General features: G+C 70.3%; 28 protein-coding genes and 1 tRNA gene. 12 read left to right on the top strand and 17 right to left on the bottom strand.

What is annotated here, in order from left to right:
• Positions 1 to 128 precede the first annotated feature (128 nt).
• The gene (locus CI089_RS00715) at positions 129 to 386 is read left to right on the top strand and encodes a hypothetical protein (protein ID WP_179223185.1); all 258 of its coding nucleotides are present in this window, start codon (positions 129 to 131) and stop codon (positions 384 to 386) included.
• Positions 387 to 399: 13 nt separating this feature from the next.
• Here CI089_RS00715 and CI089_RS00720 read toward each other — a convergent pair.
• Together CI089_RS00720 and CI089_RS00725 are read right to left on the bottom strand one after the other, a co-directional pair.
• Positions 400 to 472 (bottom strand) — tRNA-Thr (locus CI089_RS00720).
• Between the two features lie 65 nt (positions 473 to 537).
• Positions 538 to 1,512, bottom strand: a complete 975-nt coding sequence (locus CI089_RS00725; protein WP_094259824.1) for a DsbA family protein — start codon at positions 1,510 to 1,512, stop codon at positions 538 to 540.
• Positions 1,513 to 1,757: 245 nt separating this feature from the next.
• Between CI089_RS00725 and CI089_RS00730 the strand changes: the two genes are divergently transcribed.
• Positions 1,758 to 2,861: an ABC transporter ATP-binding protein gene (locus CI089_RS00730; RefSeq protein WP_023954846.1), complete on the top strand. Its 1,104-nt coding sequence runs from the start codon at positions 1,758 to 1,760 to the stop codon at positions 2,859 to 2,861.
• Between the two features lie 85 nt (positions 2,862 to 2,946).
• Positions 2,947 to 4,251 carry a DUF4032 domain-containing protein gene (locus CI089_RS00735; protein ID WP_094259825.1) on the top strand — a complete coding sequence of 435 codons (1,305 nt, stop codon included), beginning with the start codon at positions 2,947 to 2,949 and terminating at the stop codon, positions 4,249 to 4,251.
• 21 nt (positions 4,252 to 4,272) lie between these two features.
• Here the strand turns inward: CI089_RS00735 and CI089_RS00740 are convergent, their stop codons facing one another.
• The 4 genes from CI089_RS00740 to cysS all read right to left on the bottom strand — a co-directional run bounded on the left by CI089_RS00740 (position 4,273) and on the right by cysS (position 9,964).
• Complete coding sequence (locus CI089_RS00740; RefSeq protein WP_094259826.1) at positions 4,273 to 4,911, bottom strand: NAD(P)-dependent oxidoreductase; 639 nt, start codon at positions 4,909 to 4,911, stop codon at positions 4,273 to 4,275.
• 55 nt (positions 4,912 to 4,966) lie between these two features.
• Positions 4,967 to 7,417, bottom strand: coding sequence for a glycogen/starch/alpha-glucan phosphorylase (locus CI089_RS00745; RefSeq protein ID WP_373441586.1), 2,451 nt, complete (start codon positions 7,415 to 7,417; stop codon positions 4,967 to 4,969).
• A gap of 161 nt (positions 7,418 to 7,578) precedes the next feature.
• Positions 7,579 to 8,568 carry a 23S rRNA (guanosine(2251)-2'-O)-methyltransferase RlmB gene (gene rlmB / locus CI089_RS00750; RefSeq protein ID WP_094259827.1) on the bottom strand — a complete coding sequence of 330 codons (990 nt, stop codon included), beginning with the start codon at positions 8,566 to 8,568 and terminating at the stop codon, positions 7,579 to 7,581.
• Positions 8,561 to 9,964 carry a cysteine--tRNA ligase gene (cysS, locus tag CI089_RS00755; RefSeq protein ID WP_094259828.1) on the bottom strand — a complete coding sequence of 468 codons (1,404 nt, stop codon included), beginning with the start codon at positions 9,962 to 9,964 and terminating at the stop codon, positions 8,561 to 8,563. Before cysS ends, rlmB begins: the two co-directional genes overlap by 8 nt.
• Positions 9,965 to 10,036: 72 nt before the next feature.
• On the opposite strand from cysS, the gene CI089_RS00760 reads away from it, so the two are divergent.
• On the top strand, positions 10,037 to 10,966 hold the full coding sequence (locus CI089_RS00760; protein ID WP_094259829.1) for a DMT family transporter: 930 nt from the start codon (positions 10,037 to 10,039) through the stop codon (positions 10,964 to 10,966).
• 1 nt (position 10,967) lies between these two features.
• On the top strand, positions 10,968 to 11,450 hold the full coding sequence (locus tag CI089_RS00765; RefSeq protein ID WP_094259830.1) for a GNAT family N-acetyltransferase: 483 nt from the start codon (positions 10,968 to 10,970) through the stop codon (positions 11,448 to 11,450).
• Positions 11,451 to 11,453: 3 nt separating this feature from the next.
• On the opposite strand, the gene ispD is transcribed toward CI089_RS00765, so the two are convergent.
• Positions 11,454 to 12,635, bottom strand: coding sequence for a 2-C-methyl-D-erythritol 4-phosphate cytidylyltransferase (ispD, locus tag CI089_RS00770; RefSeq protein WP_094259831.1), 1,182 nt, complete (start codon positions 12,633 to 12,635; stop codon positions 11,454 to 11,456).
• A gap of 22 nt (positions 12,636 to 12,657) precedes the next feature.
• A complete protein-coding gene (locus CI089_RS00775; RefSeq protein WP_023954865.1) occupies positions 12,658 to 13,140 on the bottom strand; it encodes a CarD family transcriptional regulator in 483 nt (160 codons plus the stop codon).
• Positions 13,141 to 13,295: 155 nt separating this feature from the next.
• Here CI089_RS00775 and CI089_RS00780 point away from each other — a divergent pair, with 155 nt between their 5' ends.
• Positions 13,296 to 13,811, top strand: a complete 516-nt coding sequence (locus tag CI089_RS00780) for a DNA modification methylase (protein ID WP_094259832.1) — start codon at positions 13,296 to 13,298, stop codon at positions 13,809 to 13,811.
• A gap of 92 nt (positions 13,812 to 13,903) precedes the next feature.
• On the opposite strand, the gene CI089_RS00785 is transcribed toward CI089_RS00780, so the two are convergent.
• Together CI089_RS00785 and CI089_RS00790 are read right to left on the bottom strand one after the other, a co-directional pair.
• Positions 13,904 to 14,587, bottom strand: a complete 684-nt coding sequence (locus CI089_RS00785) for a response regulator transcription factor (protein ID WP_023954869.1) — start codon at positions 14,585 to 14,587, stop codon at positions 13,904 to 13,906.
• A complete protein-coding gene (locus tag CI089_RS00790; protein WP_094259833.1) occupies positions 14,584 to 15,792 on the bottom strand; it encodes a sensor histidine kinase in 1,209 nt (402 codons plus the stop codon). The genes CI089_RS00785 and CI089_RS00790 overlap by 4 nt, the downstream gene beginning before the upstream one ends.
• Before the next feature lie 171 nt (positions 15,793 to 15,963).
• Between CI089_RS00790 and phoU the strand changes: the two genes are divergently transcribed.
• The gene (phoU, locus tag CI089_RS00795; protein WP_094259834.1) at positions 15,964 to 16,650 is read left to right on the top strand and encodes a phosphate signaling complex protein PhoU; all 687 of its coding nucleotides are present in this window, start codon (positions 15,964 to 15,966) and stop codon (positions 16,648 to 16,650) included.
• A gap of 66 nt (positions 16,651 to 16,716) precedes the next feature.
• Here phoU and CI089_RS00800 read toward each other — a convergent pair whose 3' ends face one another.
• Positions 16,717 to 17,466: a phosphoglyceromutase gene (locus CI089_RS00800; protein ID WP_094259835.1), complete on the bottom strand. Its 750-nt coding sequence runs from the start codon at positions 17,464 to 17,466 to the stop codon at positions 16,717 to 16,719.
• A 40-nt stretch (positions 17,467 to 17,506) separates the two neighbouring features.
• Here CI089_RS00800 and CI089_RS00805 point away from each other — a divergent pair, with 40 nt between their 5' ends.
• Complete coding sequence (locus tag CI089_RS00805) at positions 17,507 to 18,325, top strand: class I SAM-dependent methyltransferase (protein ID WP_094259836.1); 819 nt, start codon at positions 17,507 to 17,509, stop codon at positions 18,323 to 18,325.
• A gap of 39 nt (positions 18,326 to 18,364) precedes the next feature.
• Here the strand turns inward: CI089_RS00805 and CI089_RS00810 are convergent, their stop codons facing one another.
• On the bottom strand, positions 18,365 to 19,042 hold the full coding sequence (locus CI089_RS00810) for a HEAT repeat domain-containing protein (RefSeq protein WP_094259837.1): 678 nt from the start codon (positions 19,040 to 19,042) through the stop codon (positions 18,365 to 18,367).
• A gap of 151 nt (positions 19,043 to 19,193) precedes the next feature.
• Positions 19,194 to 20,405: an alcohol dehydrogenase catalytic domain-containing protein gene (locus CI089_RS00815; RefSeq protein ID WP_094259838.1), complete on the bottom strand. Its 1,212-nt coding sequence runs from the start codon at positions 20,403 to 20,405 to the stop codon at positions 19,194 to 19,196.
• Positions 20,406 to 20,548: 143 nt separating this feature from the next.
• Between CI089_RS00815 and CI089_RS00820 the strand changes: the two genes are divergently transcribed.
• The 3 genes from CI089_RS00820 to CI089_RS00830 are packed head-to-tail and all read left to right on the top strand — an operon-like array spanning position 20,549 to position 22,337.
• A complete protein-coding gene (locus CI089_RS00820) occupies positions 20,549 to 21,142 on the top strand; it encodes a TetR/AcrR family transcriptional regulator (RefSeq protein ID WP_094259839.1) in 594 nt (197 codons plus the stop codon).
• A complete protein-coding gene (locus CI089_RS00825; protein WP_094259840.1) occupies positions 21,139 to 21,780 on the top strand; it encodes a zinc ribbon domain-containing protein in 642 nt (213 codons plus the stop codon). Before CI089_RS00820 ends, CI089_RS00825 begins: the two co-directional genes overlap by 4 nt.
• On the top strand, positions 21,777 to 22,337 hold the full coding sequence (locus CI089_RS00830; protein WP_143738829.1) for a hypothetical protein: 561 nt from the start codon (positions 21,777 to 21,779) through the stop codon (positions 22,335 to 22,337). The genes CI089_RS00825 and CI089_RS00830 overlap by 4 nt, the downstream gene beginning before the upstream one ends.
• 36 nt (positions 22,338 to 22,373) lie before the next feature.
• Here the strand turns inward: CI089_RS00830 and CI089_RS00835 are convergent, their stop codons facing one another.
• The 4 genes from CI089_RS00835 to CI089_RS00850 all read right to left on the bottom strand — a co-directional run bounded on the left by CI089_RS00835 (position 22,374) and on the right by CI089_RS00850 (position 25,655).
• The gene (locus CI089_RS00835) at positions 22,374 to 23,492 is read right to left on the bottom strand and encodes an FUSC family protein (protein WP_179223186.1); all 1,119 of its coding nucleotides are present in this window, start codon (positions 23,490 to 23,492) and stop codon (positions 22,374 to 22,376) included.
• Between the two features lies 1 nt (position 23,493).
• Positions 23,494 to 24,582 (bottom strand): CAF17-like 4Fe-4S cluster assembly/insertion protein YgfZ, encoded by a 1,089-nt coding sequence (gene ygfZ / locus CI089_RS00840; RefSeq protein WP_094259842.1) that lies wholly within the window; start codon positions 24,580 to 24,582, stop codon positions 23,494 to 23,496.
• Positions 24,582 to 25,187, bottom strand: coding sequence for an FABP family protein (locus CI089_RS00845; RefSeq protein ID WP_094259843.1), 606 nt, complete (start codon positions 25,185 to 25,187; stop codon positions 24,582 to 24,584). The genes ygfZ and CI089_RS00845 overlap by 1 nt, the downstream gene beginning before the upstream one ends.
• A gap of 177 nt (positions 25,188 to 25,364) precedes the next feature.
• Positions 25,365 to 25,655, bottom strand: a complete 291-nt coding sequence (locus CI089_RS00850) for a hypothetical protein (protein ID WP_094261177.1) — start codon at positions 25,653 to 25,655, stop codon at positions 25,365 to 25,367.
• Between the two features lie 108 nt (positions 25,656 to 25,763).
• On the opposite strand from CI089_RS00850, the gene CI089_RS00855 reads away from it, so the two are divergent.
• Positions 25,764 to 26,462 (top strand): winged helix-turn-helix transcriptional regulator, encoded by a 699-nt coding sequence (locus CI089_RS00855; RefSeq protein WP_094259844.1) that lies wholly within the window; start codon positions 25,764 to 25,766, stop codon positions 26,460 to 26,462.
• Positions 26,463 to 26,475: the final 13 nt, after the last annotated feature.

Below are 26,475 nucleotides of genomic sequence, written 5' to 3' on the forward strand. Positions count from 1 at the left end.
GAATCGGCCCTCTCTCCACCATCGCGTGGAGCGCCGAAACTCTGCCGGGCCCGCTGGCTCGCGCCGCGTACGAGGGCGCCCGCGAAACGACGAGCTGCGGCTGGGGTATTCCGATGTCGGACGGAGTCGTGAACGTGGAAGTCGCCCTGCTGGAGCCTCAGGTGGAGCAGGAGCTGCGGACCGCGCTCACGGCCTCGAACGAGTACGCCTACGAGAGATTCTCGCGTGTCGACGTCTTCCACCGCGATGTCGAAGACGGCATCGGGAGCGTTCTCGCGTACGCATTGAGCGACGGAGTATGGGTGATCGTCGACGGCACACTCGTCGACAAGACGACCGCCGCGGAACTCGCACGCGACGTGATGGGGCGGATCCTCGCGAGCTGAGCTGACCTCACTGAGCCGACTACGGGACTCGAACCCGTAACCCCCGTATTACAAGTACGGTGCGCTACCAATTGCGCCAAGTCGGCAGGGCGTCCAGTCTATCGATGGACGCGGGCCGCGCAGAAACGCCGGCCGCCTCAGCGGCGCCCCGTCAGGACGCGGGCACCTCGGTGGGCGTCGGCGTCGGGGTGGGCGCGGACTTGTAGTACGCGTCGCTCGCGGTCGTCAGCACGAACTGCGAGAACTCGGCCGGGTCGCTCAGGTCGCCGATGTACTGCTTCCCGTTGACGAGCACCATCGGGGTGCCGGTGAGCGACAGGCCGTTGGTGTCGGGGATGCCGGCGACGGCGCGCTCGGTCGCCGACTTAGCCCAGGCGGCGTACGAGCCCGACTCGATGCAGTCGCGGACGACGCGGGTCGAGTCGACGCCGGAGGCCTGCGCCATGTTGGCGAGCTCGGTGTCGGAGTAGCCGTCGGTGTCGACCTCGGGCTGACGCGTGAGCAGCTCGTTGTTGAACGCGAAGAAGGCGTCGGGTGCGTTCGTCGCGACGCACGCTGCTGCACTGGCCGCGCGGAGCGAGTACTTCGTTCCGTTCGACTTCGCCGTCAGCATCGCCACCGGGTAGTAGCTGAGGGTGACGGCGCCGTCGTCGACCCAGGAGGTGAGCTGCTGGGCGTTGGCGACCTGCCACTCACGAGCGCCGGCGGAGAGGTAGTCGACGTAGACGCGGATCTCGACGGGCGGGGCCGTCGAGGCCGTCGGAGCAGGAAGGCCCTCGGCCGGCGTCGCGGCGGCGGCATCCGGAGCCGGCTCGGTGGAGGCATCCGTCTCGGCGGCGATGTCGGTCGAGACCGAGGTGTTGACGACATCGGCGACGACGAATCCGTCGCCCGAGGCGGTCGCGGGCTCGAGCTGCGGCTGGCTGCCGGCGCTCGAGACGGTCATGGTGACGGCCACGGCCGCGGCGGCCACGACTCCGACAGCGAGCACCCCGAGACCCGAGCGGCGTGCGATGCGCGCACGCGACTGCCGGGTGTGAACCTGGAGCGCCTTCTCACGCACCGCCTCGCGACGGTCGGTGACTGCCGGCGTTTCAGGTGCGTCAGGAGTGTCGTCAGAAGACATGGAACCTCGGGGAACAGAAGAAGGATGAGGGCCGAGCGGTGGCACTCGCGACGGGCTTCACGAGTCACTCGATGGTAATCAGCCAGCCTGGGAAAGCCCAGAGCAACGGCCCGATCTCGATGTCTCTCGCACGCTCGCGCACGTGCCATACTGAGAGCGCGCCCGATGAGGGGCGTACGGGGGCGACCCCGTTCCATTCACAACGGATCGTCCGGCACGTACCTGCCGGTGAAGGAGAAGAAACGATGGCGACTGTCACTTTCGACAACGCAACCCGTCTGTACCCCGGTGGCACGCGCCCCGCGGTCGACAAGCTCAACCTCGAAGTGGGCGACGGCGAGTTCCTCGTCCTGGTCGGCCCCTCGGGTTGCGGAAAGTCCACCTCGCTGCGCATGCTCGCCGGCCTCGAAGAGGTCAACTCGGGCAGCATCCGCATCGGTGAGCGCGACGTCACCGACGTTCCCCCGAAGGACCGCGACATCGCGATGGTCTTCCAGAACTACGCGCTCTACCCGCACATGACGGTCGCCGAGAACATGGGCTTCGCGCTCAAGATCGCCGGCGTCGGCAAGGAGGAGCGCGCCCAGCGCGTGCTCGAGGCTGCCAAGCTCCTCGACCTCGAGGAGTACCTGACCCGCAAGCCGAAGGCTCTCTCGGGTGGTCAGCGTCAGCGTGTCGCGATGGGCCGCGCCATCGTCCGCAAGCCCCAGGTGTTCCTCATGGACGAGCCGCTGTCGAACCTCGACGCCAAGCTCCGTGTCCAGACCCGCACCCAGATCGCTTCGCTGCAGCGCAGCCTCGGCGTCACCACGGTGTACGTCACCCACGACCAGACCGAGGCCCTCACCATGGGTGACCGCATCGCGGTCCTCAAGGACGGCATCCTGCAGCAGGTCGGCACCCCGCGCGACCTGTACGAGAAGCCGAACAACGTCTTCGTCGCCGGCTTCATCGGCTCGCCCGCCATGAACCTGTTCACCGCCTCGCTCGCCGAGGGCGGCGTGCAGTTCGGCACCAAGGTCGCTCCGGTCGAGGCCGACACGCTCGGCAAGGCGCACGGCTCGACCGTCACCATCGGCATCCGCCCCGAGGACATCATCGTCAACCCCGAGGACGGCCAGGGCCTGACCGTCGACGTCGACCTGGTCGAGGAGCTCGGTGCTGACGGTTACCTCTACGGCCACACCGACATCAACGGCAAGCGCACCGACATCGTCGCGCGCGTCGACGGCCGTCGTCACCCGAACGCGGGCGACAAGGTCGTCCTGGCTCCCGTCCCCGGACACGTCCACGTGTTCGACGGCGAGACCGGCGAGCGCCTGACCGACAAGGCCATCGCCTCGGCCTGATCCGGTATCTTCGTACGCTGCGGCGCGGGTGGCCTCTGGTCGCCCGCGCCGCAGTCTTTGCGCCTCACATCCGATCGGAGAATCCGTGACCGCCTCGCTCTCGATCACCGCCAGCAGCGTCGACCCGGGCCTGCTCGCCCTCCCCTGGTCGACGACCCTCGCCGACTGGTCGACGCCCGACATCGTCTACCTGCCCAAGGGCATCTCGCGCCACCTCGTGCGCTTCGCGAACCTGTCCGGACGGGTCGTGGCGATCAAGGAGACGACGGCAGCGATGGCTCGACGCGAGTACGAGATGCTCGGCTCGCTGCAGCGTCTCGATGTACCTTGCGTCGAGCGGGTGGCGGTCATCGACGGGCGTCGAGACGCGAACGGCGAGGAACTGCCCGCGGCCCTCGTGACGGCGCACCTGAAGTTCTCCCTCCCCTACCGCGCCCTGTTCACGCAGGTGCTGCGCCCCGACACGGCGACCCGTCTCGTGGACGCCCTCGCGGTGCTGCTCGTGCGCCTGCACAACGTCGGCTTCTTCTGGGGCGACGTCTCGCTGTCGAACACGCTCTTCCGCCGCGACGCCGGCGCCTTCGCCGCGTACCTCGTCGACGCCGAGACCGGCGAGCTGCATGAGCGCGGCCTCACGCGCGGTCAACGGATGCACGACCTCGACATCGCACGCACGAACATCGCCGGCGAGATCATGGATCTCGAGGCCGGTGGCCGCCTCGAGGGCGGCGTGGACGCCATCGCGATCGCCGACGGCATCATGTCGTCGTACCACTCGCTGTGGGCGGCCCTCACCGACCAGGAGACGTTCTCGGCGAACGAGTCCTGGCGCATCACCGAGCGCGTCCAGAAGCTCAACTCGCTCGGGTTCGACATCGGCGAGATGTCGATCGACGCGGCCGCCGATGGCACGCGCGTATCCATCCAGCCGAAGGTCGTCGACGCCGGCCACCACCAGCGTCGCCTCCTCCGCCTGACGGGACTGGACGTCGAGGAGAACCAGGCCCGTCGTCTGCTCAACGACCTCGACGAGTTCAGCGCACGAGTCTCACGCCTCGGGTCGAACGAGGAGATGGTCGCGCACGAGTGGCTCACCCGCGTGTTCGAGCCTGTCGTGCTCTCGGTGCCGTGGGACCTGCGGGCGAAGCTCGAGCCGGCCGAGCTGTTCCACCAGGTGCTCGAGCACCGCTGGTACCTCTCGCAGACCGAGGGGCGGTCGGTGCCCCTGGCCGAGGTGCTGTCGTCGTACGTCGAGAACGTCCTCCGTCACCGGCGCGACGAGGCGACCGTGATGGGCCCGCCGACCGAGACGATGTCGGTTCCGATCGTCACCGACTCCGTCCCGATCGACGACGACGAGGCAGAGGTCGACTGGCGCGACCTCGTCTGACGAACGAGGCCGCGCCGCGGGTCAGTAGCCGACGGTGAAGCGCTCGCGGACGTGCTTCGGGTTCTCGATCTCGTCCACGACCGCGATGGCGAAGTCGGCACCGGAGATGAACGAGTCGCCGTTCTCGTCGGTGACGAGCACATCGCCGCCGTCGCGGTAGCGTCCGGTGCGCTCGCCCGGGTTGAACGAGCCGAAGCCGCCCGCGGGGTGGATGAAGAACCAGTCGCGACCGCTCTCGTCGGCCTGCAGATCTTGGAGGATGCCGATGGCCTCGAGCGCCTCGTCCTTGAACTCCTCGGGGAAGCCGCTGTCGATCAGGCGCGGACCGCCCGGGGCGACGAGGCTGCCGCCCGCGCCGCCGACGACGCCGACGCGCACGTTCTCGGGAAGGCTTTCGACCAGCAACGCGGTGTTCGGGCGGACCTGCCCCTGCATGTCGCCGCGCGGGGCGACCGCCGAGACGACGACGTCCACGCCGTCCAGCTGCCCGACGAGGGCAGGCACGTCCAGCAGGGTGCCCTCCAGGTACGTCGCGCCCTCGATGCGCTCGGCGGGAACCTTGCGGGCGACGGAGACGACGGTGTGGCCGCGCGAGACGGCCTCCTCGACGATGTGGCTGCCGGCGTAGCCGGTTCCTCCGATGACGGCGATGCGTGCCATGACTTCTTCCTCCGTTGGGTGTCGTGCGCAGACCAGGGCCTGCGGGTGTGGCCGATCAGCGAGCGGGCTGGGTGTGCCAGATGCGGTCGATGTAGTCGCGGATCGAGCGATCCGACGAGAAGAAGCCCGTTCGAGCGACGTTCAGGATGGCCGAACGGGTCCAGGCGTCGCGGTCGGCGTAGGCGGCATCCACCCGCTCCTGGGCCGCGATGTACGACGTGTAGTCGGCCAGCACCATGAAGCGGTCGTCATACAGCAGGTTCGACACGACGGGCTCGAAGGTCGAGCGGTCGCCGTCCGAGAACGCGCCGGATCCGATGAGATCGAGCGCCCGGCGCAGTTCATCGTCGGCCTGGGCGAACTCGCCCGGGCGGTAACCCGCTGCCCAGAGCGCTTCGACCTCGGGCTCGCTCATGCCGAACAGGAAGAAGTTGTCGTCGCCCACGAGCTCACGGATCTCGACGTTCGCGCCGTCGTCGGTGCCGATGGTGAGGGCTCCGTTGAGCGCGAACTTCATGTTGCCCGTGCCGGACGCTTCCTTGCCGGCGAGCGAGATCTGCTCCGACAGGTCGGCGGCGGGGATGACCCGCTCGGCGAGCGTGACGTTGTAGTTCGGCGGGAAGACGACCTTGAGGCGCCCCTCGAGGCGCGGGTCGTTGTTGACGACGGATCCGACGGCGTTGATGAGGTGGATGACCCGCTTGGCCATCGCGTAGCCGGGTGCCGCCTTGGCACCGAAGATGAAGGTGCGCGGCTGCAGGTCGGATGCCGCCACCCGACCCGACACGACCCGCTCGTAGAGCGTGACGATGTGGAGCAGCTTGAGGGTCTGACGCTTGTACTCGTGCAGCCGCTTGACCATGACGTCGAGCAGATGGTCGTCGGCGATCTCGAAGCCGTCGCGCTTCATCAGCACGTCGTTCAGGCGCCGCTTGTTGGCGGCCTTGACGCTGGCGAAGGCCGCGCGGAAGTCGGGATCCTCGGCGTACGACTCGAGTTCGCGCAGCCGCTCGAGGTCGGTGAGCCAGCCGGTGCCGAGCGCGGCGGTGATGAGCTCGGACAGGTCGGGGTTCGCCAGACGCATGAACCGTCGCGGGGTCACGCCGTTCGTGACGTTCGTGAACTTCTCGGGCATCATCTCGTCGAACTGGTGCAGGACCTTCTCGCGCAGCAGCTGCGAGTGGAGCTCTGCGACACCGTTGACCTTCGCGCCGGCGACGGTGGCGAGGTAGGCCATGCGCACGGCCCGGTGCTCGGAGACGATCGACATGTCGCGCAGACGCTGCTCGTCGTCGCCGAACCGCTCGCGCACGCGCAGCAGGAACTCGTCGTTGATGCGGTAGATGATCTCGAGATGCCGCGGCAGCAGGCGACCGAGCAGATCGACCGACCAGACCTCGAGCGCCTCGGGCAGCAGGGTGTGGCAGGTGTAGGCGAAGCACTTCTGGGTGATCGCCCACGCGGCATCCCAGTCGAGCTTCCGCTCGTCGACCAGCACGCGCATCATCTCGGGGACGGCGATGACGGGGTGGGTGTCGTTGAGCTGGAAGATGACGCGGTCGGGCAGATCCTCGAGAGCGAAGTCCTCCGGCAGCACCTTCGTCATGTAGTCGGCGATGGATGCCGCGACGAAGAAGTACTGCTGCTGGAGGCGCAGCTCCTTGCCCTGCGGCGTGGAGTCCTCGGGGTACAGCACCTTCGAGATGTTCTCCGCGAACGTCTGCGCGCGGACCGCCTCGACGTAGTCGCCGCTGTTGAAGGTGCGCAGGTCGAAGGCCTTCGTCGCCTCGGCGCTCCACAGGCGGAGGGTGTTCACCCGACCGTTCTGGTAGCCGGGCACCATGTAGTTGTAGGGCACGGCACGGACGCTCCAGGCCGGCACCCACCGGCTGCGGATGACGCCGTCGTCGTCGTAGGTCTCGGTGTGGCCGGCGAACGAGACCGTCTGAGCCGACTCGGGGTGACGGAACTCCCACGGCGAACCGAGAGCGAGCCAGGCATCCGGCTTCTCGATCTGTTCGCCGTTTCGGAAGACCTGGCGGAAGATGCCGTACTCGTATCGGATGCCGTACCCGATGCTCGGCACGCTGAGGGTGGCCAGCGAGTCGACGAAGCACGCGGCGAGGCGCCCGAGGCCCCCGTTGCCGAGGCCCGGCTCGACCTCGTGCGCGCGCATCGTATCGATGTCGATGCCGCATGCCGCCAGCGCCTCGGTGGCGATCTCGGTCAGCCCCGATGCGAGCAGGTTGTTGTCGAGCTGCCGCCCGAGGAGGTACTCCGCCGACAGGTAGCAGACGGCCTTGCGCTGGTCCTCGCGCTGACGACGCTGGTCCTCGAGCCAACGCGCGACGAGGTAGTCGCGCACGGTGGCGGCGAGCGCCATGTACTTGTCGGTCTCGGTCGCCGACGAGAGCGCGACACCGCGTTCCATGTTGAGGTTCAGCAGGAACTCGCGCACGAAACCGTCGACCGTCGCCGGGGGCGACGCCACCGGCGCAAGCGCCAGCGGGTGGGTCGCAGCGATCGTGCGGGAGCCGGAGGTCTTGTCGTTCTCGCTCACGGTTCGAAACTACCCGCTCGACCGGGATCGCGTCGGGCCGTCGGGCGTGGACCGCGTGGAATTTACAGGAAGGTCATCGCCCGGTCACAGCCCGACGACGCCCGACGTCATTCCTGCGCGGCGCGGATCGTGGCGACCTGGTAGAGCGCGACGGATGCCGCGATGCCGGCGTTCAGCGACTCGGTCGCCGACGAGATCGGGATGGAGACGACCTGGTCGCACGTCTCGGTCACCAGGCGCGAGAGCCCCTTGCCCTCCGACCCGACGACGATCACGACCGGGCGGTCGGCGAGCTGCAGCGACGGCAGCTCGATGTCACCGCCGCCATCGAGGCCGAGCACGAAGACGCCCTGCTTCTTGAACTCCTTGAGCGTGGTCGTCAGGTTCGGTGCGATCACGACCGGGATGCGCGCGGCCGCGCCGGCGCTGGTCTTCCACGCGGCGGAGTTGACGCCCGCCGAGCGGCGCTGGGGAACGATGACGCCCTGGCTGCCGAAGGCGGCGGCCGAGCGCATGATCGCGCCGAGATTTCGCGGGTCGGTGACGCCGTCGAGGGCCACGAAGAGCGGGGTCTCCCCCGATTCGATGACGTTCTCGAGCAGGTCCTGCGGGTGGCCGTACTCGTAGGGCGGCACCTTGATCGCGACGCCCTGGTGCACGCCGTCGAAGCCGGCCATGCGGTCGAGCTCCTGACGCGTGACCTCGAGAACGGGGATGCCGCGGTTCGTGGCGATCGACAGCATCTCCTTGACGCGGTCGTCCATCTCGACGCGCTGCGCGATGTAGAAGGCCGTCGCGGGGATCTTGGCGCGCAGCGCCTCGAGCACGCTGTTGCGGCCGGTGACCGTCTCGGTGTCATCGCCCGACTTCGACTTCGGCGCCCGGTTCGTGCTGCCCTGGCGCTGCTGCGGCTTGCCGCCGGCGGCGATGTAGCGCTCCTGGGCGGCCTTCCGCTTGCCCGCGGGGTGCCAGGCGCGGTCTTCGGCCTTCGGGGTCGGGCCGCGCCCCTCGAGCGAGCGGCGGTTCTTGCCACCGGTGCCCTTGGTGGGGCCCTTCTTCTTGCCGCGTCCGGCGGACGGGTTTCCTGGCTTAGCCACGGTTCACACTCCAATGGGTCCCCTCGGGACCGTCTTCGAGGACGATGCCGGCCGCCGCGATCGCGTCGCGGATACGGTCGGCCGTCGTCCAGTCCTTCGTCGCGCGCGCTTCGGCGCGCTGGTCGATCATGGTGCGCACGAGCGCATCGAGGGCGATGGTCTCGGCGTCGTCGCCGCGCGGCTCATCGGCGGCATCCAGCCCCAGGACGGCGAGCATCGCCGACACGGCGCCCACCGCGGCGGCGACCGCGTCGTGATCGCCCGCGTCGAGAGCAGTGTTGCCCGACCGGACGGTCTCGTGGAGGACGGCGAGCGCCTGCGGGACGGCCAGGTCGTCGTCCATCGCGGACGCGAAGGCGACGGGCAGGTCGGCAGCGCGACCGGCCGATCCGTCGGGCAGCACGCGAGCGGCGCGCTGCAGGAACGACCGGATGCGGCCGAGCGCGGCCTCGGCCTCGTCGAAGCTCGCCGGCGTCAGGTCGAGGCTCGACCGGTAGTGGGCGGCGCCGAGCGCGTACCGCACGACCCGAGGGTCGCGCTCGCGCAGCACGTCGTCGGCGAGCAGGAAATTGCCGAGCGACTTCGACATCTTCTGGTCGCCGACCGTGACGAGGCCGTTGTGCACCCAGTAGCGCGCGAAGGCGTCACCCGCCGCCGTCGACTGGGCGAGCTCGTTCTCGTGGTGCGGGAAGCGCAGGTCGAGTCCGCCTCCGTGGATGTCGAACTCCCCACCGAGGTAGCGGCGGCTCATCGCCGAGCACTCGATGTGCCACCCGGGACGGCCGAGCCCCCAGGGGGAGCTCCAGGCGGCATCCGACGGCTCCTCCGGCTTGGCGCCCTTCCACAGGGCGAAATCGCGCGGATCGCGCTTGCCCCGGGGGTCGGCGTCGGCCGCGGCTTCCATCGCGTCGAGCGACTGGCGTGTCAACGAGCCGTACTCGGGCCACGACCGCACGTCGAAGTACACGTCTCCCGAGCCGTCGGGAGCCGCATAGGCGTGGCCCCGCTCGATGAGGGTCTCGATGAGCTCGATCATCTGCGGAACGGATGCCGTGGCGCGCGGCTCGTAGGTCGGCGCCAGCACGCCCACGGCCGCATAGGCGCGGGTGAACTCGAGCTCGATCCGGTACGCGAGCGCCCACCACGGCTCGGCATCGGTCGCGTTGGCGAGGATCTTGTCGTCGATGTCGGTGACGTTGCGGACGAACGTCACTCGTCCGTGGCGGTACTCGAGCCAGCGGCGGAGGATGTCGAAGCCGACCGCTGCTCGGACATGACCGATGTGCGGGCCGGACTGCACCGTCGGACCGCAGACGTAGACCGTGACGTTCGACGGATCGCGGGGCGCGAAATCGCGCAGCGCCTGCGCGCGGGTGTCGTAGAGGCGAACGGTCACTGCACCAGCCTACCGGCGGGGCGCCGCGCCGCCGTGGCATGAGCGTGCCCCGAGACGCGGTAGAACTGGAGGGTGCTGCCCGTGATCGCCGTCCTCGTCGCGGCGGTGCTGTTCGGCACGACCGGCACCGCTCAGGCCCTCGGCCCCGACGACACGACGCCGCTGGGTGTCGGAGCGGCCCGCCTCATCGTCGGGGGCACGGCGCTCGCGGCCGTCGGCCTGTCGATCGGGGCCCGCCGACAGCGTGCTCGCGTCGCGCGCGGCGGCATCCGCCCGGTCGGAGGTCCGCGCGCGTTCGCCCTCATGGCGCTGACCGGACTGTGCCTCGCCCTCTATCAGCCGCTGTTCTTCCTCGGCACGGCGCGCAACGGCGTCGCCGTGGGAACGGTCATCGCGCTCGGTTCCGCCCCGGTGCTCGCGGGACTGCTGGAGTGGGCCCTCACGCGACGGCGGCCGACGACGTCGTGGATGACCGCGACCGCGCTGGCCACGGCCGGAGTCGCCCTGCTCGCCGTCGCGGGAGGCGGCTCGGCAGGGGCGGACGGCCTCGGCGTGCTGGGGTCGCTGGGGGCGGGCGCCTCGTTCGCGGTGATCGCCAACGCGCAGCGGCGGCTGATCTCCGGCGGCTGGGACGCCTTCGCCGTCTCGGGGGCGATGGGCGCTGGTGCGGCCGTGTGCGGCGCCGCGATGCTGCCCTTCACCGACATGCGGTGGCTCGCCGACCCGCGCGGCTGGGTCATGGCGCTCTGGCTGGGCATTGCGACGGTCGCGCTGGCATACGCGCTGTTCACCTGGGGGCTCGGCGGCTTGAGCGCGGCGACCGCGGCCACCCTCACCCTCGCCGAGCCGCTGACGGCGAGCCTGCTCGGCGTCATCCTGCTGGGCGAGCGTCTCGCCCCGCTGGCGCTCGTGGGGCTCGCGGTGCTCGCCGCCGGCCTCGTGCTGCTGGCCGTCACGTCGCGCTCTCGCCGCAACCCCGCCCCGACACCCGTGGAGGCCTGACATGGCGGCATCCGTCACGATCGTCCGAGACGACCTCACCGGCGCCGCGACCCGCGGCCTGCTCGCCGCGCACCTCGCGGGCATGCTCGCGAACACGCCCGTCGAGAGCGTGCACGCCCTCGACCTGACCGCGCTGCAGCATCCGTCGGTCCGGGTGTACTCGGCCTGGCTCGGCAACGAGATCGCCGCCGTCGGCGCGTTCAAGACCTTCGACGCCGACCGCGCGGAGGTCAAGTCCATGCGCGTCGCCGACGGGTTCCTCGGGCGCGGGTTGGGGCGCGCGATGCTGCAGCATCTCGAGCGGGAGGCCCGGGATGCCGGCATCCGCTCGCTCTGGCTCGAGACCGGCTCCGGCCCCGACTTCGTCGCCGCGCGGAGTCTGTACGAGAGCGCCGGCTTCTCGTACTGCCCGCCGTTCGGCGGCTACTCGCCCGACCCGCTGTCGGTGTTCATGACGCGCGACCTCGAGGCAGCGCCCCGCTGAGCCTCAGCGGATGCGATAGACGAGGGCGACGGCGGTGGCGCTGACGCCTTCTCCGGCGCCGGTGAACCCGAGCCCGTCCGTCGTGGTGGCGGCGACCGACACCGCGGCGCCGAGGGCTTCCGTCAGTACCGCCTCCGCTTCGGCGCGGCGCGGCGCGAACCGCGGCCGGTTGGCCTGCACCTGGACCGACACGTTTCCGATCGTGAACCCGGCCTCCGCCACGAGCTCGCTCACCCGTCGCAGGAAGACGACCCCCGAGGCACCCGCGTACTCGGGACGGTCGACCCCGAAGTGGGTGCCGATGTCGCCCAGGCCCGCGGCCGCGAGCACCGCGTCGACGATCGCGTGAGCGACCGCGTCGCCGTCCGAGTGGCCGCGCAGCCCGGGTTCGCCGGGCCAGTCGAGACCCGCGAGGCGCAGGCCACCGTCTCCCCCGAAGGCGTGGACGTCGGTACCGATGCCGACGAGCGGGACCACGGAGGCCGCCGCCGCGGCGGGTCGCACCAGATGACGCGCCCGGTCGAGATCGGCAGGCGTGGTGATCTTGAACGACAGGTCATCGCCCGCGACGGTGCGGACGAGGTGACCGGCAGCCGCGAACAGAGCGGTGTCGTCGGTGTACTCCTCGGCCGCCGTGGCGTACGCGGATTCGAGGGCCGCCCGAGGAAAGCCCTGGGGCGTCTGCGCCGCGGCCAGCGGAGCGCGATCGACGGCTTCGTCGACCACAGCGCCGGTCACGCGTTTGAGCGTGTCGACGACGGGACGGACGGGGACGACTGCGGTGCCGGTGCGCTCCACCTCGGCGATCACCCGTTCGAAGACGTCCGGCGGGGTCAGCGCACGAGCGGCGTCGTGGACGAGGACGGTCTCGACGTCGGCCCACAGCGCAGCGAGTCCCGCGGCGACCGACTGCTGCCGCGTCCGGCCTCCGACGACGATCGAGACGAGGTCGGAGCGGTCGCCGAACGCCGCCTCAGCCTCGGTGCGGGCGTCGCCCTCGCGTCCTGCGGGCGCCACGATCACGACCTGAGCGGTCGGTGCCGCGGCGACGCCATCGAGGGCGTGCCTCAGGATCGAATGGTCGTCGATGCCGACGAACGCTTTCGGAGCTCCGGCCGACAGCCGTGTTCCGGAACCGGCCGCGACGACGATGACCGCGACGCGCGGAACGGGGATGATGCCCACGGCAGCGGATGCCGAGACGGACTCAGGAAGCGAGGACCTCGTCGAGGACGCCCGAAGCGTGGTCCTCGTCGGCCTTCAGCGCCAGCGCGATCTCGGACACGAGGATCTGACGCGCCTTCGCGAGCATGCGCTTCTCACCCGCGGACAGGCCACGGTCCTGATCGCGACGCCACAGATCGCGCACGACCTCGCTCACCTTGATGACGTCGCCCGAGGCGAGCTTCTCGAGGTTGGCCTTGTACCGACGCGACCAGTTGGTCGGCTCTTCGGTGAAAGGAGCACGCAGGACATCGAACACGCGCTCGAGCCCGTCCTTGCCGATGACGTCGCGGACGCCGACCAGGTCGACGTTGTCAGCCGGGACCTCGATGATGAGGTCTCCCTGGGTGACGTTGAGCTTCAGGTATTTCTTCGTCTCGCCCTTGATGATCCGGTCCTTGACCTCGATGATCGTGGCTGCCCCGTGGTGGGGGTAGACGACGGTTTCGCCAACCTCAAAAAGCATGGAGTTATATCCCTTCGGCAACATCCAGGATAACACAGGGGGCATACAGTAAGGTTTGCCGCCGCTTCTGCCCGGCGGCATCCGCGGGGTGTCGGCATGTCGGCCCCGTCACCCTTAGACTTCTGAAGACGCCCGTCTGCCTGCCTGGAGGATCCGTGAAACTGCGAATCGTCGCTTCGATTGCCGTGGGCGCCGCCCTGACCCTGGGGGCCACCGGCTGCAGCATGATCTCGCCGCAGGCGACGACAATCGACTTCTCCGCCTCGGACGGTGTGAACATCCCGCCCTCCGGGCCGCTCGACGTCCGCAACGCGATGGTCATCGCTGACGAATCCGGCACGGCGGGCAACTTCCTCGCCGCCATCGTCAACCCCACCGACGAGGACCACACGCTCATCTTCGGGTTCGGCGGGGTCACCACCGAGCTCGAGGTCCCCGCGCGCGACAGCATCAGCCTGGGCGTCGACGGCAACAAGCCGATCCTCCTCGAGGACATCGACACCAGGCCCGGTGCGACGCTGCCGATGTCGTTCCAGTCGGGCGACGCCGAGGGCGTGCGCATCGACGTGCCGGTCCTCGACGGCACCCTCCCCTACTACACGGAGTACGTGCCGCTCGAGGCGGCCACCCCGTCGGCCACCCCCACGCCGTCGGCGACGCCCACCCCGTGACGGCCCGACGCATCTGATGCGGCCGAGGGGCCCGGCGATGATCGCCGGGCCCCTCGTCACGTCTCTGCGGCTTCCTCGTCGCGCGGGCGAGCTCAGCCCTCGAAGCGATAGCCGAGTCCGCGCACGGTGAGCAGCATCGACGGCCGGCCCGGGTCGGCCTCGATGCGGGAGCGGATGCGCTTGATGTGCACGTCGAGGGTCTTCGTGTCGCCGAAGTAGTCGCTCCCCCACACGCGGTCGATGAGCTGACCGCGGGTCATCACACGGCCCGCGTTCCGCATCAGGACCTCGAGCAGCTCGAACTCTTTCAGCGGCATGTTGATCTCGCCGCCGTCGACGGCGACCGTGTGGCGGTCGAGATCGATCGTCACACGGCCACCGGCGAGCACCCGCTCGTCGACGTCGACCTCGGCCGTCGCGGCGCGCCGCAGCACGGCCCTCATGCGAGCGAGCAGCTCCCGCGACGAGTACGGCTTGGTGACGTAGTCGTCGGCACCGAGCTCGAGCCCGACCACGATGTCGACTTCGGAGTCCTTGGCGGTCAGCATGATGATGGGCGTCTTCGACGTCGTCCGGATGATGCGGCACACCTCGGTCCCCGGCATCCCGGGCAGCATGAGGTCGAGCAGCACGATGTCGGCACCGCGCGACTCGAACGCCTCGAGGGCGGCGGGTCCGTCCTCGGCGATCTCGACCTCGAAACCCTCCCGTCGCAGCAGATACGCCAGCGGGTCGGCGAGGTCGGGCTCATCCTCCACGAGCAGGACACGGGTCATGATGGGTCTCCCTTGGGCCGGGCGGGCATCGCCCGGACGATCTTCTTCCTGGTCTTCCTCGGCGCCGCAGCCGCGCCCTCGGGCGCGGCGATCGCGGGCAGGCGGATCGTGAAGGTCGAGCCGCGTCCCGGGCGGGACCACAGCTGGACCTCGCCGCCGTGACGTTGCACGGCGTGCTTGACGATCGACAGCCCGAGGCCGGTGCCGCCCGTGCGGCGCGAGCGGGCGTAATCGGCGCGATAGAACCGCTCGAATACGCGCTGCTGCTCGCTCTCCGGGATGCCGATGCCGCGATCGGTCACGGCGATCTCGACGGTGTCACCCGTGCCGCGGATGCCGACGCCGACCTGGCTGGCGGGCGGCGAGTAGACGATGGCGTTCGCGATGAGGTTCCCCACCGCCTCGCTCAGCACCTGCACGTCGCCGCGCACGTACAGCCCGCGATCTCCGCCGCGCACGAGCGCGACGCCGGCCGACTCGGCGGCGATCGCGTGCGTCTCGATCGCCGATGTCACGACCTCGTCGATCGCGACGTCGCGCAGCTCCGTCAGCTCGTCGGAGGACTGCAGGCGCGACAGGCTCATGATGCGCGAGGTCAGGTTTCCGAGCCGCATCGCCTCGGCGCTCAGCCGGCTGGCGAACGAGCGCACCTGTTCGGGGTCGTCGGCGGCGGACTCGATCGCCTCGGCGAGCAGGGTGACCGCCCCGACCGGGGTCTTCAGCTCGTGACTCGTGTTCGCCACGAAGTCGCGTCGCATCTCGGCGAGCCGTTCGCGCTCGGTGATGTCGCGCACGAGCACGAGGGTGAACCGCGGGGTGATGCTGCTGGCGCGCGCGACGATCAGTCGCGGCTCCGCCGGCGCCACCCCGCGACGCAGCCGCAGCGTGCCCGTCTCGGAATGCGCCACACCCCGCGAGGAACGCAGCAGCTCGCGCAGTTCGTCACCCGGAACCGTCTCGCCCTCGAACAGGCCGAACAGCTCGGCGGACGGCGACGTCGCGACGATGGTGAACGACGCGTCGACGATGAGCGCGGCCTCATCGAGGGCGGCCAGCACGTCGCGCGCGCCGGCCGGGAGGTCGCCGGCGGCCTGCTCCTGCGCCTGAGCGCGGGCACGCCAGGCCAGGAAGGCCACAGCGCTGATGAGAAGGCCGACGAACACGCCCCCGAGAAGGGCGACCAGCGCGAGCTGCGTCGGATTCATTCCTCCAGATTAGGACGCGGTGCGGGGCCCGCCCATCGCGTCTCGGCCGTTCCTTCTCGGACTCGGGTCGATGTTCATCGGCTCGGCACCGTTCGTTAACCTTGTCGAGCGACAATCGCGTCGCCGTGAGTACGGCGTCGTGCTGTCTCCGCAAGAAGGAAAGGTGCTCCGATGCGCGAAGTCTTCCACCAGTCCCTCGAGGACGTCCAGGCCCGCCTGGTCGAGATCTCCGAGCTGGTGACCGTCGCGATCGAGAAGGCCACGCGTGCATTCGGCACGAGCGACATCACCCTCGCCGAAGAGGTCATCGATGCGGATGCCGTCATCGACGACAAGGCCATCGCGATCGACGAACTGGCCATCGAGATCCTCGCCCGTCAGCAGCCGGTCGCACGCGACCTGCGCATCGTCGTCTCGGCACTGCGCACCAGCGCGTCGCTCGAGCGTATGGGTGACATCGCCGAGCACATCGCGCAGCTCACCCGCATGCGCTTCCCCGAGCGCGCCATCCCGAAGGGCCTGAAGGGCACGTTCACCAAGATGGGCGAGATCGACGTCGAGGTCGCGCGCACGCTCACCGAGCTGCTGCGCTCGGAAGACCTCGCGCTGGTCGAGACGCTGCGCGCTCTCGACGACCGCCTCGACGACCTCCACCTGAGCGTCTTCGAGAAGGTCCTCAGCGAGAACTGGCAGGGCGAGGCCGCCGCCACCGTCGATGCGACGCTGGCCAGCCGGTACCACGAGCGCTTCGCCGATCACGCCGTCACGGTCGGCAAGCGCGTGGCATACCTCGCGACGGGTGAATGGCGCCCCGACACCGAGACGATCAACGTCATCGTGAACGACAGCGGTCTCTGACCGGCATCCGCTCGACGCACGAAGGGGCGGTGCCGATCGGCACCGCCCCTTCGTCGTGTCTCGTGCTTACGCCTTGCCCTGGTTGGCCACGGCGGCGGCGCCGGCTGCAGCCGCCTCGGGGTCGAGGTATTCGCCGGGGCCGAGCGGCTTCAGGTTCTCGTCGAGCTTGTAGACCAGCGGGATGCCCGTGGGGATGTTCAGCTCCGCGATGTCGTCGTCGCTGATGCCCTCGAGCTGCTTGACGAGAGCACGCAGCGAGTTGCCGTGAGCGGTCACGAGCACGGTCTTGCCCGCGCGCAGGTCATCGGCGATGTCGGACTCCCAGTACGGCAGCAGACGGTCGATGACGAGCTTGAGCGACTCGGTGCGGGGCACCTCGCCGTCGATGTCCGCGTAGCGCGGGTCGTTCACCTGGCTGTACTGGTCGTCGTCGGCGAGCGGCGGCGGCGGCACGTCGAACGAACGACGCCACAGCATGAACTGCTCGTTTCCGAACTCCGCGAGGGTCTGCGCCTTGTCCTTGCCCTGCAGCGCACCGTAGTGACGCTCGTTCAGACGCCACGAGCGCTTGACCGGGATCCACAGGCGATCGGCCGCGTCGAGAGCGATCTGAGCGGTCTGGATGGCACGGCTGAGGACCGACGTGTAGAGGACGTCGGGCAGCAGTCCCGCCTCGGCGAGCAGCTCACCGCCGCGCTGGGCCTCGGCCTTGCCCTGGTCGGTCAGTCGGACGTCGACCCAGCCGGTGAACTGGTTGGACTTGTTCCACTCGCTCTGCCCGTGGCGGAGGAGGATCAGCGTGTACGGCGCACTCATGCTTCGAGTCTACCGAGCCGGGGCCTGCGATCATGGGGGGATGGCCCCGGGACATATCGGGCAGGCCACCCGTGGCACCACCAACACGAACCGCCTGCGTCGCGTCGATCGCTGGATCGCGCGGCATCCCGTGCTGCGCCGGTGCGCCGATCCCCTCGTCATCGATCTCGGCTACGGTGCGAGCGGCGTCACGGCGCTCGAGCTGGAGGCCCGGCTGCGGCCCGCGCGACCCGACGTCGAGGTGCTCGGGCTCGAGATCGACCCCGAACGCGTCGCTCGTGCGCGCGGTCAGCTCGACGACGTCCGCGCCGGACGCACGCCCTTCGCGCCGGATGCCCGCGTGGGGTTCGCTCGGGGTGGGTTCGAAGTGCCCGTGCCGGGTGGACGCCGGCCCGCGGTCATCCGCGCGTTCAACGTGCTGCGCCAGTACGACGAGGCGGATGTCGCCGACGCGTGGTCCCGGATGACGTCGCGCCTCGCGCCCGACGGGATGCTCGTCGAGGGGACGTGCGACGAGATCGGCCGCGTGAGCACCTGGATCGAGGTGGGGCCGGATGCTGCGCCCCGCAGCCTCACGATCTCGCTCCGACTCGCGGAGCTCGACTCCCCCGCGATCGCGGCCGAACGCCTGCCGAAGGCTCTCATCCACCGCAATGTCGCCGGCGAGCGGGTGCACTCGCTGCTGTCGTCGCTCGAGGACGAGTGGCAGCGGGCCGCGCCGGCATCCGCTTTCGGTCCGGTTCAGCGCTGGCGAGCCGCTCTCGGCGCGATGGCCGAGCGCGGACTCCACCTCGGCGACCGCACGCGCTGGCGGCTGGGCGAGTTCACGGTGCCGTGGAGCGCCGTCGCACCCCGCTGACGCCCGCGGCGCCGGTGATGTCCGGGCCCGGGCTCGGGGTCACACGTCGTCGTTCCAGTCGGCGGCATCCCGACGCGCTGCGGCACGGCGCGCGACCGCGACGGCCGCCTCGTAGCCGTCGTCGGGGTTCGAGACGAGGTGGTCCGTCGCGAGCGCGTGCAGCCGGACGTTCCATTCCGCCGACGCCGCCGCGGCGTCGATCGCGTCGCGTCCCGAATCGCCGAGGGTCACGAACGCCCGGCTGAGGCTCTGCTGCAGGTCGTCGGGGCCCAGGCCGAAGTGGGCGGCCAGCTCGGACGCGAGGGCGGCGCGCTCGGCCTCGGGCGCGAGTCCCGCTGCCGTGCGCCAGGCGGTGCGGGCGACGTCGCTGTTCGCGTCATGCAGGAGCTCCCGCGTGATCGCCGGCCAGGCCCGCGGGTCGCGGATCTTCGAGAGCGTGTGCAGAGCCTGGGCCCGCGCCCTCGGCAGCGGCGATCCGAGCTCGGGGATCACCCGGTCGAGCGTCACCTCGCGGTCCTGCCGGGTGAGCGCCCAGGTCAGCGTCTCGCGAACAGTGAAGTCGGGTTCGTGCGCGCACTGCTCGACGAGCACCGGCACGTACTCGGGACGCGGGTAGGTTCCCGCCGCCATCGCGCTGCGGACCCGCTCGGATCCGTTCGGCGACCCGAGCGCACGCCGCAGCAGGTCGGCGGCCGTCGGGGTGTCGTCGCTGGTCATGTGGCGTCCCTCCTCCTCCACCGAACACCCTCGCCGGCTCGCTTGTTCCGTCAACAGGCTGGGCATGCCTGCAACGTCGCTCCCGAAGCCGCAGGACAGACTCAGCCTGTTGGCGGGCCGGGCTGGCCGCAAGACCCGCTCGGCGGCGGTGTCAGCCACCGATGTCGAGGGCGACCTTGATCCAGCCGGGCTCGCGGCGGTCGAAGGCTTCGTACGCGTCGATGACCCCGGCGAGGGTCTCGTGGGCGGTGATGAGCGCGGTGGGGTCGAAGACCCCGGCGGCGACCATGTCGATCAGCGGAGGCGTAACGCTGTGGTGGTCGCAGTTGCCCATCCGGATGGTGAGGTTCTTGTTCATGGCCTGCCCGATCGGATAGACCTCGGCCAGCGGCGAGTACACCCCGATGATCCCGATGCGCCCGTACTTCGCGACCATCTCGACCGCCCACCGCGACGCCTGCGACGGCGCGTCGCCCGGTCGCCAGAGATCGCCCTGGGGCGCGATGTCGGGCGCGACCTGAGCGACCTCCTCATCGAATCCCGCCGCGGTGTCGTCATCCGGAGCTGCCGGACCGCGAGCCGGACGCTCGGCGTCCACCCCCACGGCGTCGATGACGCAGTCGGCGCCGATGTCGTTCGTCAGCTCCATGACAGCGGCCACCGGGTCGACGTCGTTGAAGTCGACGACTTCCGCTCCGAGGGTGCGCGCCTGCTCGAGGCGATCCGCGACGCCGTCGACGACGATCACGCGTCCCGCGCCCTGCTTGAAGGCCGAGACGACCGAGAACTGCCCGACGATTCCCGCTCCGAGCACGACGACGATGTCGCCGCGGGAGACCCCCGCGAGCTGCGCGCCGAACCACGCTGTGGGGAAGATGTCCGAGAGCAGGATCGCCTGATCGTCCGAGACCGCGTCCGGCAGCTTCGTCATCGTGTTCTGAGCCCAGGGGATGCGGGCGTACTCGGCCTGCAGGCCGTCGACCGGTCCCGTCGTCTCGGGCCCGCCGAAGAACGAGGTGCCGGCGTGCGGCCCGTTCGGGTTGGCGACGTCGCACTGGGCCGTGTGCCCGTCGCGGCAGTATCGGCACGCACCGCACGACATCGTCGAGTTGATCACGACACGGTCGCCGGGCTGGAAGCCGCGAACGTGTTCGCCGACCTCGGTCACGACGCCGACCGCCTCGTGTCCGAGGATGGTGCCCTCCTTCATTCCCGACATCGTGCCGCGAATGAAGTGGAGGTCCGTGCCGCAGATCGCGCTGCGGGTGATACGGACGATCGCATCGTGCCCGTCCTCGATGCGAGGCTCCTCGACCTCGTCGAGTCGGATGTCGCCGATGCCGTGCCAGACCACTGCCTTCATGCTCGCTCCTCACTCCAGGGGAACGACCACGCTAGAGAACGGAAGGGATGCCGCACGAGGCGGTTGCGTGACATCCCGAACTGCCGTAGATCACGGTTCTCTGCCAGAGTGTTATCGTCCGATAACCAGGAGAGGGAGGCGGCATGGCCCAGCGACGTCTCCCCGCGCGCAATGAGCAGCTGCTCGCGGCATCCATGCGCGCCTTCGCCGCCCACGGCTACTTCGGAACGACGACCGCGCAGGTCGCCGAACAGATGGGCGTCTCGCAGCCCTACGTCATCCGGACCTTCGGTTCCAAGCTCGAGCTCTTCATCCGCACGCACGCCTTCGCGGGCGAGCTCATGCTGCGCGCGTTCCGCAGCATCGATTCCGACCAGCTCACGCCCGAGCGGCTCGGTAAGGCCTACCGAGACCTCGTCATCCGCGAGACGGCGGCGGTGCTCGTGCACGCCCATGCCTTCTCGGCTTCCGTCGGCGAACCGGCGATCGGAGTCGAAGCCCGGCGCCTGTTCGACGAGGTCTACCGCACGCTCGCCGCGGCGGGCCTCGATCACACCGAGATGTGGATGTTCATGGGCCGCGGCATGCTCATCAACAATCTGCTGCTCATGGAGGCTCCGCGCTACGCCGACGGCTACGACTTCGCCCCGCTGGTCGCCGTCGTCCTCGGCACCCCGCCACCGCCACACGTTCACCCCGACGATCCCGATGCCCATCCCGAGGAGCAGGAAAGATGACCACCCACGTTCCGTTCACCGACAACTTCACGGACCTGTCCAACACCGAAGGCTTCCAGTTCGAGTTCCGCTGCGAGCGATGCGGCAACGGCTACCGCTCCGCGTTCCGCCGGGATCCCCGGGCCGCGGGCCAGAAGCTCGCGCGTGGGCTGGGAAACCTGTTCGGCGGCGCTCTGGCCGAGTTCACCTCGGCCGCCGATCGTCTTCTCGACCGCGGGACCAACTCTCCCGCGAAGGACGACGCCTTGCGGGCGGCGACCGCTGAGATCGGCCCTCTGTTCCACCAGTGCCGCGGATGCAGCGATTGGGTGTGCGGCGACGTGTGCTGGAACGACGGGGTCGGACAGTGCGCCCGCTGCTCCCCGATCCCGACGGAGGAGCTCGCGCAGCTGCAGGCCGAGGCGCGCCGCCGGCAGCTCCAGGAGCGCCTCGAGACGACGGATCTGACCGCGGGGATCGCCGTCGACCAGCAGGCCCGGCCGCGCTGCGCGTCGTGCGGCGCCCAGTCGTCCGGCGGCAAGTTCTGCGGGGAGTGCGGCGCGTCCTTGAACCCGGTCCGCCGTTGCCCGGGATGCGCGTACGAGAACCCGCCGACCTCGCGGTTCTGCGCCGAGTGCGGCACGGGACTCGTCGCATGAGCCTGCGGCTGACACGTCTTGGGGCACACGCGCGCACCGCGCTGGTCGTATGCGCCGTCGGCGTGGTTCTCACCGGATGCAGCGCGGGTCAGGATGCCGCCGCGTCCCCCGCCCCCTCCGATTCGCCTTCGGCCACGGCCACACCGTCGCCGGCCGCCGCGACCCCGTCGACTCCGGCATCCGGCGCCGGCGCGGGCGGCACGGCGGACTACACCGAACTGTGCGACGCGAACCGCGAGGCGGCCGCGGCGAAAACCGGCACGGTCGGACAGGACCTCGCGGCGGCACACCGGCAGGCCGACGCGATCGCCGCGCTGCTGCCGATGACCGGCGTCAGCCCCGAGGTCGCGGCCGGGGCGACGGTCTTCGCCGATTCGACCGCGGAGCTGATCGGCATCCTCGAGCAGTATCCGGCCGACACGGCGGTCGTCGACATCGCGCTCGACGACGCGTTGCTGCAGTCGCAGGCCCTCGACAATGTCGCCACGAACATCGACTACCAGGCGTTCATCGCCTGGACGATCGAGACCTGTTACGGCACCGTCCTCGGCGAGTGACCCCGGCTCTCACCGAGTCGATGCGGAGCCCGGCGCTCAGATGCGCGGCATCGTCGCCCGGGCTTCGGCCTGCGGCATCCCCGCCGCGGTGAGCAGATCGACCACGAGGGGACGCAGCGCGGTGATGACGTTCTGGTCTCCGAGCGAGGAGCCGGGCGCCAGACGGGTCGGATCGAGGCGGGTCGCGACGGCGAGCAGTGACTCGCGGGCGGCCGGTTCCAGCGCGATGTCGTCGATCGACTGACCCAACAGGTCGGCCGCACGGGCGATCTGGGCGAGGAGGTCGGCGGCGATCGGGCGGGGCTGCCGGTCTTCGAGGGCGTACACGACACGGCGGGCGATGACCCGGAGGTTGCGCGTGGCGAGGTCGAGCGACGCTCGCATCCGGTCCTGGCGTTGCAGCTCCTCGCGCTGGCGGCGGAGGAACGGCGAGATGCGGGCGACGGCGAGCCCGGAGTCCAACGAGGTCGTCCAGTCGTCGACGAGCGGCTGCAACGCCCGCGCCTTCTCGAGGCCGCGGTCTGCTCGCACCCGGTCACCGCGGCGCAGCGCCTGGATCACCGTCGCGGCAGCGCCGTCGAAAGCGGCGAAGAGGGCGCGCCCCGCGCGTGAGACCTCTCGCAGCGGCCGGCGCGGCAGCAGGGCCGTCGCAAGCAGCGCGGCGACCGCGCCCACCGATCCGTCGACCAGGCGGAGGAACGGCATGCTTCCGGGGATCGCGATCACGATCACCGACTGGATCGCCGCCGAGATCGCGAAGCTCGGCTGCGCCGAGAGCACCCGAGCGGTGAGCAGCGTGGCGGCCAGAGCCAGCGCGAGCTGCCAGGTCCCGGAGCCGACGGCGAGGACGATGAGCTCCGAGACGAGCACGCCCACCAGCATCCCGATCACGGTCTCGAGCACGCGGCGCGGACGCGCGTCACGGACGAGACCGAGACTGGAGATGGTCACGGTCGCCGCGAGCAGGGGCGACGGATGCCCGAGCACGAGGTGCGCGAACGCGTAGGCAGCGGATGCCGCGACGACGATCTGAACGATCGCGGGAGCCGAATCGCGCGCGCGCTCGAAGCCCCGGCGCGGACGCACGCGAGCCCGCCAGCCGGTCGCGATGGGCGCGGTGACGGCGGGCGGCTCGTCGGCACGCTCGGGTGTCACGTCAGGTGCGGCGGCTCAGGCGGGGCAGCCGCGGGGGCGCGGCGGTGCGCCCGGCATCGGGAGGCACGACGACCTCCTGCACGGCGGCGACCGTGTCATCACCGGCATCGACGACGAGGTCGGCATCGATCGGCACCGATCGCTTGACGAGGGCGAGGGCGATGGGCCCCTGCTCGAAGTGTCGGGCGACCGAGGTGACGCGCCCCACCTCGTCGCCGTCCCGGCGCACGATCGCACCGGGTTCGGGAAGCACCGCGTCGCTGCCGTCGAGCTGCAGCGCCACCAGCCGCCGGGGCGGATGCCCGAGGTTGTGCACCTTCGCCACCGTCTCCTGTCCGCGGTAGCAGCCCTTCGACAGGTGGACGGCGGTGCGGAGCCAGTCGACTTCGTGCGGCAGCGTCATGCCGTCCGCCTCGGTGGCCGCTCGCGGGCGCCATGCGGCGATGCGCAGGGCATCCGCGGCCCACCGTCCGGCGACACGGCGACGTCCCGCGACGGCGTCGTCGGCGAGCCGGCGGAGCTCCTCGCGGTCGACGATCGCCTCGGCCCAGTCGCGTCCGGCACCGGGATGCCCCTCGCCTGCCGCGTAGCCCCACCCGCCGATCGAGACCTCGGGCCACGGATCGCGCCACACGGCGGATGATGCGAGGTCGGCGACCGCGGATGCCGTCCCGCCGACGACTGCGGTGTCTTCGGACCGATCGACGACCTCGACCCGCAGCCGGAACCGCATGCGCGTGAGCCAGGTCACGAGCGCCTCGAGTCGCCCGGCGTCGGTGATGAGCCACGTCGTCTCGCCGTCGTCGACGACGGATGCCGCATGCTCCACGTGGCCCTGCGGATCGAGCACCAGCAGTTCGGTGCTCTCCCCGGGAAGCAGGCGCGTCAACGCCTGCGAGGTGAGCGAGTCGAGCCAGCTGAGCCGGTCCGGGCCGGTGACGGTGACGACCGCGCGGTCACCGAGCGGTGCGACGGCGGCGCCACTGTCGAGCAGCTGCTGCTCGCGCATCGGGTTGCCGATGTGCACGAGGCCGAGGTCGTCGCGCACCGCCCCGTCGACGCCGGCGAAGGTCGCGCCGTCGCCCGACATCAGTCGGCCTTGGCCAGGCGTGCCGAGGCGTGGGAGGCGAGCTCGCCGCCGAGCGCGGCGATGTCCCAGGCCCACAACAGGTGCCCGTCGACGAGGCCGTACATGCGCGTGGCGGCCGTGTACTCCTTCGCCCCCGCGGTGCGGACGACGGCGTCGGTGGCGAGGTCGATGCGGGGACCGCGAACCTGTCCGAGATACAGCTCGCTCACGCCGTCCGAGTGCACGAGCGCGACCTCGAGGTCGAAACCGCCCTCGGCGTTGCGGAGCGCCTCGACGTCGTCGACGGTGCGCTCGCGCGCGGGAGCGGATGCCGGGAGCAGTCCCGGCCCGGCATCCTCGGCTCCGGCCTCTCGCGCGACGCGCCAATAGCCGGTCTCGGCCACCAGCGGACGGATGCGCGCGCCGCTGTCATCGATCAGCCAGGCGTTGGCGGAGTAGTTGAGGTAGTCGCCGCCGTCATGACTGAAGCTCACCTGATGCGCGAACTCGCCGGTGAGATGACCGTCGGCCGTCTCGTAGTCGATGACGCCCGAGCCTTCCCAGACGCCGAGCAGCCATGACAGCGGAACGAGGTCCGCCGGCAGATCGGTGGGCAGCTCGAGCACGATGTCAGCGCTGGCCGCGGTAGAGGTTCTTCACGACGACGCCCGACACGAAGACGATGGCGAGCGACGCCAGTCCGAGCAGGCCCACGTAGAAGATTTCGAGCGCGAGGAGATCCATGTCTCTACTCTATGCCCGCCCGCGCCGTTCGCGCCTGTGGCGAGCGGGAGCGCCGGCGGTCAGGCTCCGACGAGCGACGAGAGCCCGAACCCGATGCCGATGAACCCCATGACGAAAAGCGCGCCCAGCACACTCACGGCGACGCGCTCGATGAACCCGCGCACCCGGCCCAACGCCAGCTGGACGACGAACGCGAGGATGAGGCAGCCGCCGAGGGCGACCGGCATCCATACCGCCCGCTCGGCGACCGGGGCGAGGATGCCCACCAGGACGGCCGCGACAGCAGCAGCGATCCAGACGGCGACGACTCCGGCGACGGTGCGCGGCGGTGCGAGATCGGGCGTGGTCACCGTCCCATTGTGGCCCACCGTGTCGTCCGACGCGACGCTGCGCACAGGCGGCATCCAGCGAACGCCTAAGATGAGTGCACGTCCCGGCCGCTCCCGGAGGAATCCCCGTTGGCACAGCTTCTCGTCCTGAGTTCCACGCACGGCGGTGGTCTCGCGCTCCCGGCGCTCGAGCTGCTCAGCCATCGGGTCCGTCAGATCCCCGCCGAACCCGCCCAGCTCGTCAACGCGCCCAGCGCCGACGTCGTCTTCGTCGACGCGCGCCATGACCTGGTCGGCGCGAAGTCGCTGTGCAAGATCCTCGGCAGCACGGGCATCGACGCGCCGCTCGTGCTCATCGTCACGGAGGGCGGCCTCACTGCTGTCTCCACCGACTGGGGCATCGACGACGTCATCCTCGCCACAGCCGGCCCCGCCGAGATCGACGCCCGCGTCCGGCTCGCCATCGGACGCGTGAGCAAGGAGGCGGTGTCGAGCCGCATCCAGACGTCCGGCATCACGATCGACGAGTCGTCGTACTCGGCGAAGGTCCACGGGCGCCCGCTCGACCTGACGTACAAGGAGTTCCAGCTGCTCCACTTCTTCGCGACGCATCCGTCGCGGGTGTTCACGCGCGAGCAGCTGCTCAGCGAGGTGTGGGGCTACGACTACTTCGGCGGCACCCGGACGGTCGACGTCCACGTGCGACGACTGCGGGCCAAGCTCGGCGATCTCGAGCAGCTGATCGGCACGGTGCGCAACGTCGGGTACCGCTTCAACGTGTACGAGGACGAGCCGGTTCCCGCCGGCGGCGAATCCGCGCAGAGCTGACTCTCCGCCTCGT

This window comes from Microbacterium sp. Yaish 1 (assembly GCF_002245215.1).
Taxonomy (GTDB): domain Bacteria; phylum Actinomycetota; class Actinomycetes; order Actinomycetales; family Microbacteriaceae; genus Microbacterium.

Coding starts and splice junctions, on each gene's coding strand:
- CI089_RS00800 (WP_094259835.1), bottom strand. CDS start 17,466: ATGAGTGCGCCGTACACGCTGATCCTCCTCCGCCACGGGCAGAGCGAG.
- CI089_RS00730 (WP_023954846.1), top strand. CDS start 1,758: ATGGCGACTGTCACTTTCGACAACGCAACCCGTCTGTACCCCGGTGGC.
- CI089_RS00740 (WP_094259826.1), bottom strand. CDS start 4,911: ATGGCACGCATCGCCGTCATCGGAGGAACCGGCTACGCCGGCAGCCAC.
- CI089_RS00820 (WP_094259839.1), top strand. CDS start 20,549: ATGGCCCAGCGACGTCTCCCCGCGCGCAATGAGCAGCTGCTCGCGGCA.
- CI089_RS00825 (WP_094259840.1), top strand. CDS start 21,139: ATGACCACCCACGTTCCGTTCACCGACAACTTCACGGACCTGTCCAAC.
- CI089_RS00810 (WP_094259837.1), bottom strand. CDS start 19,042: ATGACCAGCGACGACACCCCGACGGCCGCCGACCTGCTGCGGCGTGCG.
- CI089_RS00815 (WP_094259838.1), bottom strand. CDS start 20,405: ATGAAGGCAGTGGTCTGGCACGGCATCGGCGACATCCGACTCGACGAG.
- CI089_RS00830 (WP_143738829.1), top strand. CDS start 21,777: ATGAGCCTGCGGCTGACACGTCTTGGGGCACACGCGCGCACCGCGCTG.
- CI089_RS00775 (WP_023954865.1), bottom strand. CDS start 13,140: ATGCTTTTTGAGGTTGGCGAAACCGTCGTCTACCCCCACCACGGGGCA.
- CI089_RS00785 (WP_023954869.1), bottom strand. CDS start 14,587: ATGACCCGTGTCCTGCTCGTGGAGGATGAGCCCGACCTCGCCGACCCG.
- CI089_RS00790 (WP_094259833.1), bottom strand. CDS start 15,792: ATGAATCCGACGCAGCTCGCGCTGGTCGCCCTTCTCGGGGGCGTGTTC.
- ygfZ (WP_094259842.1), bottom strand. CDS start 24,582: ATGTCGGGCGACGGCGCGACCTTCGCCGGCGTCGACGGGGCGGTGCGC.
- CI089_RS00765 (WP_094259830.1), top strand. CDS start 10,968: ATGGCGGCATCCGTCACGATCGTCCGAGACGACCTCACCGGCGCCGCG.
- CI089_RS00805 (WP_094259836.1), top strand. CDS start 17,507: ATGGCCCCGGGACATATCGGGCAGGCCACCCGTGGCACCACCAACACG.
- CI089_RS00725 (WP_094259824.1), bottom strand. CDS start 1,512: ATGTCTTCTGACGACACTCCTGACGCACCTGAAACGCCGGCAGTCACC.
- phoU (WP_094259834.1), top strand. CDS start 15,964: ATGCGCGAAGTCTTCCACCAGTCCCTCGAGGACGTCCAGGCCCGCCTG.